The sequence below is a fragment of the Streptomyces sp. NPDC057271 genome, from assembly GCF_042668715.1.
Lineage (GTDB): Bacteria > Actinomycetota > Actinomycetes > Streptomycetales > Streptomycetaceae > Streptomyces.
In genome coordinates, this window is record NZ_JBHUYJ010000189.1 from 1 (window position 1) to 7,155 (window position 7,155).

The following is a 7,155-nucleotide window of genomic DNA, read 5'->3' on the forward strand; positions in this document are numbered from 1 at the left end:
GCCGAAGGACATCGAGCTCGCCGCATAACCCCAACAACCCTGAACCACCCCAAACCCGACACGGGCGCCTTGACGAAGGACATAGAGGCACCCCCCGAAGCCCAGTCTCCAACGACCGGTGCTCGCTATGAGGTTCGACGAACACTGCACTGGCCGATTCGGGATCACACCACCACTGATTCGGGGAGATCACCACCAAGATCAACCATCTGAAACGTCGACTGACCAGGACAAAGACGAGTCAGCTTCAGCGGTGGGGAAACCCGAACATCTCGGTGGTCTCTTCCCCGAACCCCACACCAGCTCCAGACGTGCATCACCTTCCACCACCGGACCATAGAGGCGTCGGCGTACGCGAAGGGTCTGCAGCGGGTGGCGAAGCGGCTGCACGCGGACCAGCCGGAGAAGTACCCGGCGACGGTGTGGGCGGACTGGCTGTGCGGGGAGCACGTACCCGAGCGCCGGCGGGGCGTTCTGGACGAGTTCGGCTCCACCGCGCGGCGCGCGGTGCTCTCGAACTGCCGGGTCCTGGGTGAAGGCGTGGACATCAGGGCGGTGGACTCCGTGGCGCTCCTGGACCCCAAGGGCGCCCCTCACGACATCGTGCAGGCCATCGGCCGGGCGCTGCGGCAGAAGCCGGGAGAGGGCAAACTCGCCTCTTTGATCGTGCCGGTATTTCTCAAGGCCGATGAGGAGCCGGAAGACATGTTCACCTCGGGGTCGTACAAGCCGTTGGTGAAGGTATTGGAGGGTCTGCGGGCTCACGATGAAGAGGCCGTGGAATTGCTGGCGATTCCGCAGGAGCCGCAGAAGGACATGGTCCAGCCGTCCGAATACATCGGTCCGCCGCCCGAGGAAGGTGAGGAAGAATCCCGTCTGTTGCTGCGTTTTGCGGCTCCGCGTGATCCGGTGATGGTCGCCAACTGGGTATCGTTCAACGTGATCGACACCGAGCGGCAGGACTGGGCGCGCGGCTGGTCGGCGCTCAAGACGTACGCGGAGCGCGAGCTTCACGCCAGGGTCCCGTACGGGTTCAAGGAGGGGCCGTTCCCCCTCGGGGCCTGGGTCGCGGAGCAGCGACGGGCGTACGGGGCCGGGCAGATGAACGGCCGACGCGCGGCGCGGCTGGAGAAGCTGGGCATGGTCTGGAGCGTGGCCGATGAGCGGTTCCAGGAGAACCTGGAGGCCGCCAAGGCGTACTACGCAGACCACTGGACGCTGTGCGCGCCCCGGTCCGCGACGGCGCTGGACCGGCCGGTGGGGCAGTGGCTGTCCAACCTGCGCCGCCCCGGCGCGCTGGGCGACCGTCCCGAGTGGAAGGCGGCGCTGGAGGCCGTGGACGAGCACTGGGACCCCGCGTGGCCGGCGGAGTGGCAGCGGCACTACGCCGCGCTGCGGGAGCTCCTGACGGACGAGGAGGACCACTCCGCGGTTCTGCCCGGGTTCACCGTCCACGGCATGGACGTCGGCAGGTGGCTGGCGAAGCAGCGCCAGCACGCGGTCTGGGTGGACCTGATGGAAGAGCAGCGCGAGCTCCTGGAGAAGCTCGGCGTCGTACCACTGCCCCCGGAGCAGGCGGAGCCCGTCAAGGCCCCTGGGAAGGCCGTGAGTGCCTTCGAGAAGGGCGTGGCGGCCTTGGCGCAGTACAAGGCCCGCGAGGGCTCCGTGAAGGTCCCCAGGGCCCACGTGGAGCAGCTGGAGGACGGGTCGGAGGTGAAGCTCGGGGTGTTCCTGAGCAACAGCAAGAGCCGCCGGAACAAGCTGACCGTCGACAAGCTCGCCGCGCTGGCCGGTCTCGGGCTGGAGTGGGCGGCCACGGAAGGAGCGGCCTGATGACCACGCAGGACCAAGAGGCCGGGCGGCAGCCGGTCAGCGCCGACCCGCGCCAGCGGATGGGCGACTACCAGACACTGGCCGTCAACGCCCGCATGCGGGTCCACGCGGCCCTCGCAGCCGCCGGGGTGGAGCCTGCTGAGGCGGACGAACTCGTCTGCGCGCTGGAGGCCGGCGCCGTTGCCGGGGCGCACTGCTGGGTGGAGGAGCTGGACGGCTGCGGGTCCGACGCCCACGGCACCGCGTACGGCGAGGGCTGGGACGGCGGTGTGGAGCGGGCGCTTCAGGTGCTGGTGTCCACCGCCGACAGCGCCTACCGGCAGCGCGGCCGCGCCCGCGTCACCAGATCGCTGCTGATCGGCGGGGAGATCCTGCGCAACCGGGGCGGGGCCGCGGACCCGGCCGGGGAGGTGAGCAGCCGTGCCTTCGCGCAGGCGGAGGACGTCATCGCGTTCGTGACGTCCGACCCGCAGGTGCAGGAGGCCGCGGCCCGGATCGAGGCGTCGGAGACCGAACTCGGCCTGGAGCTGCGCACCCGTCTCCAGTCCTTCCAGGACCGCCACGACCAGGCCGTGCGCGACGGTGATGCGGCCGGGCTCGCCGGGACCTGTCCGGGCAAGCACGGCCGCTGGGGGCGGATCTGCGTCCTTCCCGACGGTCACGAGACCTCGATGGAGGAACCGCACTGGGGCCGCAACAGCGAGGGCCAGCCGATCGCATGGGTGGGCAGCGCACCTGACGACTGGTGAGCGGCGGTGGGACAGGCGGCAGGACCCTGGGGCGCACCGGCGGCTCAGGGTCCTTTGCTGGCTGTGGCCAGGGGCGCCGGTCCCAGGGCCTACACGCACTGGGGTGCGATGCCCGGGGGTGCGATGCCCGGGGGTTCTGAGCTGCGGCATCGCACTGGAGTGCGTGTAGGCCCTGGGACCTTCAAGGCACTCCCCCGGCGGTACCAGTGGGGAGTCGGGAGTAGGTCGTGGTTCCCGGCAGGAAGAGCCGAACCATCTGACTTGGCTTCGTGACGGACTTTGAAGGTGCAGCCATCGTGAAGTCCGTCCGTAGCAGTTGCGGAGTGCAGCAGGCGGGGATCCCCAACCATCTGACTTGGCTCACGACCTACTTTGAAGATGAGTCGAGAGGCTCTCCCCCTGCGCGGTGGGAGCTGAGGGCTGCGGAGCACCGAATCATCTGACTTGGCTCACGACCTACTTTGAAGTTCACGGCGTGTCAGGTCCTTCTCTGTTGCGGCACCCCTAGATGATCAGCGCATGAACGTGGAGTTGCCCGCTGAGCAGTGGGACGAGCTGTGGCTGCCGTTGCGGCCGTACGCGACGAACCGGCTTCAGGAGGGGATCCGGCGGGAGCAGCGGCCGGTGGCGATGACCCGTCGGTACGTGGAGGCGAACCCGTCGGCGATCAGCAATCTCCTCGTCGTGGACGTGGACCACTCGGACGCAGTGCTGCGGGCGGTGTCGTCGGTGGGGTCGCACCCTCTGCCCAACGCGGTCGTGGAGAACCCGGTGAACGGGCATGCTCATGCGGTGTGGGCTCTGGCGGAGGCGGTGACGCGGACCGAGTACGCCCGACGCAGGCCACTGGCCTACGCCGCTGCCGTCACCGAGGGCCTGCGCCGCGCGCTGGACGGCGATGCGGCGTACTCGGGGCTGATGACGAAGAACCCGCTACACACGGACTGGAGTACCGAGTGGCTCCACGGCGGACTCCACACGCTCGGCGGCCTGGAGGAGGCGCTGAGCGGCCACATGCCGCCCGCGCGCTGGCGGGAGACCAAGCGGTTCCGCACCAACATCACCGGGCTGGGGCGCAATTGCTCGATCTTCGAGACGGCCCGGACCTGGGCGTACCGCGAGGTGCGCCACCACTTCGGCAGTCCCGACACCCTCCACACCGCCATCCACGCCGAAGTACACACCCGCAACGCAGAATTCGCGGAGCCGCTGCCGGCCGTGGAGGCGCGTGCGATCGCCAACAGCATCCACCGGTGGATCACGACGCGCTCCAGGATGTGGAAGGACGGTGCCGCGGTCTACGAGGCCACCTTCGTCGCCATCCAGTCCGCCCGTGCCAAGAAAGGCGGCGCAGAGCGTGCTACACGCCGGAACGAGCGCACCGCAGCGATGCTCGAGTACATGAGGGGGAAGCCGTGACGCAGGGGCCCGTGCGCGAGCGTCGCACCGCGACGGCCCGCGAGCTCGCGGACCGGTTCGGAGTGTCCCCGCGGACCGTGCGCAGCATGATCGCCGAGGAACGCGCGGCGTACGAGGGCCGCTCCCAGCAGCGGCGGGACCAGATCGTCGAACTGCACCGGCAGGGCCGGAAGGGTTACGAGATCGCGCGCGAGCTGAATGTTTCCTCCGGTCTGGTGTCCACCCGGCTCAAGGAAGCCCGCTCGGCCGGTGTCGACCTCACCCGCTACGCCGATGCCGGTGAAGCCCACGGGCAGGGCCAGTCGTAGCGAGCCGGCCGGGTCAGCCCTCGGGGCGCTCCCTCTGGATCTTCTGCATCGTGCGGGCCGTGTCGAGCTGCGCGCGGACCACCGTGTCGAACAGGGCTTCCGGGTCGCCGTCGGGGCCGGCGCTCGCAGCCAGCAGTGAGGCGACTTGGGCGGCGAGGACGGTGACCAGGTCGGCCGTCCCCACCGGGCCGCGGACCTCGATCAGCTTGCGCACGGCGTCGTCGATGCGGTCCATGGCTTCCTCGCCCTGGAGGAACAAGCCGAGCCGGTCGGCGAGGAACATGCGAACGACCGCCACGCCGTCGGCCAGGGCGGTGTCCACGTTGAAGTCGGCGCGGGCCTTCTGCGACTCCTTGAGCACGGCCGGAATCGTGTACGTCCGCTGCTCCGGGATGAGGCCCTCCTTCTGCCACTCCTCGTACGGGATCGGGCCGACGGCGTCGCGGCGGGCGCGGTGTTCGTTGGTCGGGCGGCCGCCCGCGGTGCGGCAGGCCCGCCCTGCGGCTGCCTTGCAGGTCGGGCATTCAACGCGGCGCTTCCACGAGCGCACGAGATCCATCGTGGCGTCGGAGTGGAGGTGGCGTCGCCACTCGCCGCCCCACGGGATGCTCTGCGATCCGTTCTCCACGCCCATTGGCCCCCCTGGGTCCGGTGGTGTGTGCCGTCTTGCGTGCCGTGAGGCTGACCGTACCTGCGGTGACGCCCCTCAGCGGTCGATCGGGAGAATGCCGCCCAGGCCGCTCTCGGAGAGGATCTGTTGGATCGTGTCGTCCAGGGTGCTGGCCGCGTCGATACTGACTTCGGCTTGTCAGGGTGAACCTTGGCGAAGTGCGTGATGGGCTTGAGGTGCTGGCTGTATGGACGACCGTGGCAACGGGGTCGCTCGGGCCACCTGTCCTGCCGGTGTCCGGCAACCGGACCGGCTCATGGGTGCCGCCGACAGCCCGTGGCCCCGCCGCGGAGCCCCACATACTGTTGCCCCGTACGTGAGCAGGTCATACGGGGGTAGGGAACTTGGTGGACAAGACGGTACGCGCAGGCGCCGGGCACCGTACGGAAGTCTTCGTGTGTCTGGGTCTCGCGCTACTCCTGGGCGCACTGTCGGCATTGGTGCTGATCCCCCAGGCCCAGCATCTGCGCTCGCTCCGCGACGGTGTGCGCGTCGACGCCACCATGCACACCCGCGGCACCTGCACGCTGGGACGGTGCAAGATCGCCTTCGAGGCGCAGGGCCGCACCGTCGTGGCTGCCTTGCCGCCGGGCAGTGGTGGCAGCAAAATCCCCGTGGGCGCGCACCTCACCGTCCGGTACCGAGCGGACGATCCGCAGGTAGTCGCCGCCGCGGACGACGTGGAGGGCGGTGGGGCGGCCTTGCTGGCTGCCTCGACCGGCGCGGGGGCCGTGTTGTTCCTGCTTCTGCCGGTCATGAAGACGGTGGCCCGAGCACGGCGGCGGCGCGCGGCGTCCAGCGCCGTTGGATGAAGTGCCCGCCCCACATGCCGATCACCGTGCTACTGACTTCGACTCGTCAAGGTGATGCCGGGGCGTCGAGGGTCAGGCCGGTGCCTGCTATGAAACCGTCGAGGGCGTCGGGCCGGTACTGAAGCCGTTTGAGCCGGTTGCGGACGAGGGTTTCGAGGCGGTCGAGGGCCATGACGGCGAGGTTGGCCAGGCTGCGCTTGACGTGCGCCCACACGCCTTCGACGGGGTTGAGGTCTGGCGAGTAGGCGGGCAGCAGGAACACCGTCAGCCACGTTCGCTCGGCGACGAGATCCCGCATCTTGCGCGAGACATGGGTGTTCAGCCGGTCCCAGACCAGCACGATCGGCGCTTTGACCAGCTGATGGACGCCGTCGAGCAGCGCGATGAAGTCCCGCTCGCCCATGCTGCGGCGCTTGCCTTTGCCTGCGGGGTGGGTCCGCAGGCGGTGGCACAGCCGGGTGCGGGAGCCTGGGCGCATGGCGATCAGCCCGGCCACCGACAGCCGTCCCGAGCGGCGCCCGCTCACGGTCACGACCGGGGTGAGGCCACGCCGGCCCCAGGTTCGTCCCCGGGGCGGCCGGCGGGTGAAGCCGGCTTCGTCCTCGAAGCAGACGTAGCCCCCGCAGGCCGCCCTCGCCCTTTTACCTCCGCCCAGGTCGCCTCCTTCCACACGCCGACGGCCCGCTCGTCACGCTCGGCGACACGCCGCGCGGGCACCTGCGGGCTGAAGCCGAGCCGGTGCATCAGCCTCGTGGCACCCGAGACGCTGTAGGAGACGTGGAACTTCCGGCCGATCAGCGTGGCCACCCTCGACGCGGTCCACACCTGATCCTCCACCCAGCCGTGCGCCGCCGGACCTTCCTCCAGGAACCTTGTCAGCTTCTCCAGGCAGTACGGCGACAGCCGGCACCGCGAACCACTCGGTCCACGCGAGACCAGTGCCGCAGCCCCGCCGTCGCGCCACAGTCGGTGCCATTGGTAGGCCGACTTCACGCTCACCCGCAGCCGCCGGGCGACCTCCGACGGCTTGGCCTTCTGCTCGAACAGCCCAACCGCCTGTGTCCGTACTGATTCACGGCGCTGACGCCCCGCAGGGGTCAGCCCACCCCCATCCGCATACCTCACACACCACGGAATACAGCCGCAGCTCCAAGCCCAGCAGGCACTTGACCAAGATTCACCCCGACGAGCCGAAGTCAGTAACGGTCTCCAGGTCGTTGGGGAGCAGGTCCTTCTCTCGGTACCAGTCGCGTAGGTGGCCCTCGTTGAGGGTCTGTCAATCGAACGGTGTAACGCGGGTGGTTGGGGTTACTGACGAGCTGCGGAGAGCCGGCCGTCGAAGGTGATGTCGAAGGCGTTCAGAG

General features: G+C 69.4%; 7 protein-coding genes and 1 pseudogene. 5 read left to right on the forward strand and 3 right to left on the reverse strand.

Annotated features, from left to right (window positions below; translation table 11 throughout):
• The first annotated feature begins 372 nt into the window (after positions 1 to 372).
• From ACFUJR_RS38270 to ACFUJR_RS38285, 4 genes are all read left to right on the forward strand, one after another.
• On the forward strand, positions 373 to 1,833 hold the full coding sequence (locus ACFUJR_RS38270) for a Helicase associated domain protein (protein ID WP_383180256.1): 1,461 nt from the start codon (positions 373 to 375) through the stop codon (positions 1,831 to 1,833).
• Positions 1,833 to 2,582, forward strand: coding sequence for a hypothetical protein (locus ACFUJR_RS38275; RefSeq protein ID WP_383180253.1), 750 nt, complete (start codon positions 1,833 to 1,835; stop codon positions 2,580 to 2,582). The genes ACFUJR_RS38270 and ACFUJR_RS38275 overlap by 1 nt, the downstream gene beginning before the upstream one ends.
• 519 nt (positions 2,583 to 3,101) lie before the next feature.
• Positions 3,102 to 4,001, forward strand: coding sequence for a replication initiation protein (locus ACFUJR_RS38280; protein WP_383180250.1), 900 nt, complete (start codon positions 3,102 to 3,104; stop codon positions 3,999 to 4,001).
• Complete coding sequence (locus ACFUJR_RS38285) at positions 3,998 to 4,309, forward strand: hypothetical protein (protein ID WP_383180247.1); 312 nt, start codon at positions 3,998 to 4,000, stop codon at positions 4,307 to 4,309. Before ACFUJR_RS38280 ends, ACFUJR_RS38285 begins: the two co-directional genes overlap by 4 nt.
• Before the next feature lie 13 nt (positions 4,310 to 4,322).
• Here ACFUJR_RS38285 and ACFUJR_RS38290 read toward each other — a convergent pair whose 3' ends face one another.
• On the reverse strand, positions 4,323 to 4,943 hold the full coding sequence (locus ACFUJR_RS38290) for a hypothetical protein (RefSeq protein ID WP_383180244.1): 621 nt from the start codon (positions 4,941 to 4,943) through the stop codon (positions 4,323 to 4,325).
• Between the two features lie 383 nt (positions 4,944 to 5,326).
• Between ACFUJR_RS38290 and ACFUJR_RS38295 the strand changes: the two genes are divergently transcribed.
• Positions 5,327 to 5,791 (forward strand): hypothetical protein, encoded by a 465-nt coding sequence (locus ACFUJR_RS38295; RefSeq protein ID WP_383180241.1) that lies wholly within the window; start codon positions 5,327 to 5,329, stop codon positions 5,789 to 5,791.
• A gap of 46 nt (positions 5,792 to 5,837) precedes the next feature.
• On the opposite strand, the gene ACFUJR_RS38300 is transcribed toward ACFUJR_RS38295, so the two are convergent.
• Together ACFUJR_RS38300 and ACFUJR_RS38305 are read right to left on the reverse strand one after the other, a co-directional pair.
• The gene (locus ACFUJR_RS38300; protein WP_383180259.1) at positions 5,838 to 6,446 is read right to left on the reverse strand and encodes a transposase; all 609 of its coding nucleotides are present in this window, start codon (positions 6,444 to 6,446) and stop codon (positions 5,838 to 5,840) included.
• A pseudogene (locus tag ACFUJR_RS38305) lies at positions 6,341 to 6,892 on the reverse strand (transposase); the annotation flags it as partial. The gene ACFUJR_RS38300 and the pseudogene ACFUJR_RS38305, both read right to left, overlap by 106 nt.
• Between the last annotated feature and the right edge of the window lie 263 nt (positions 6,893 to 7,155).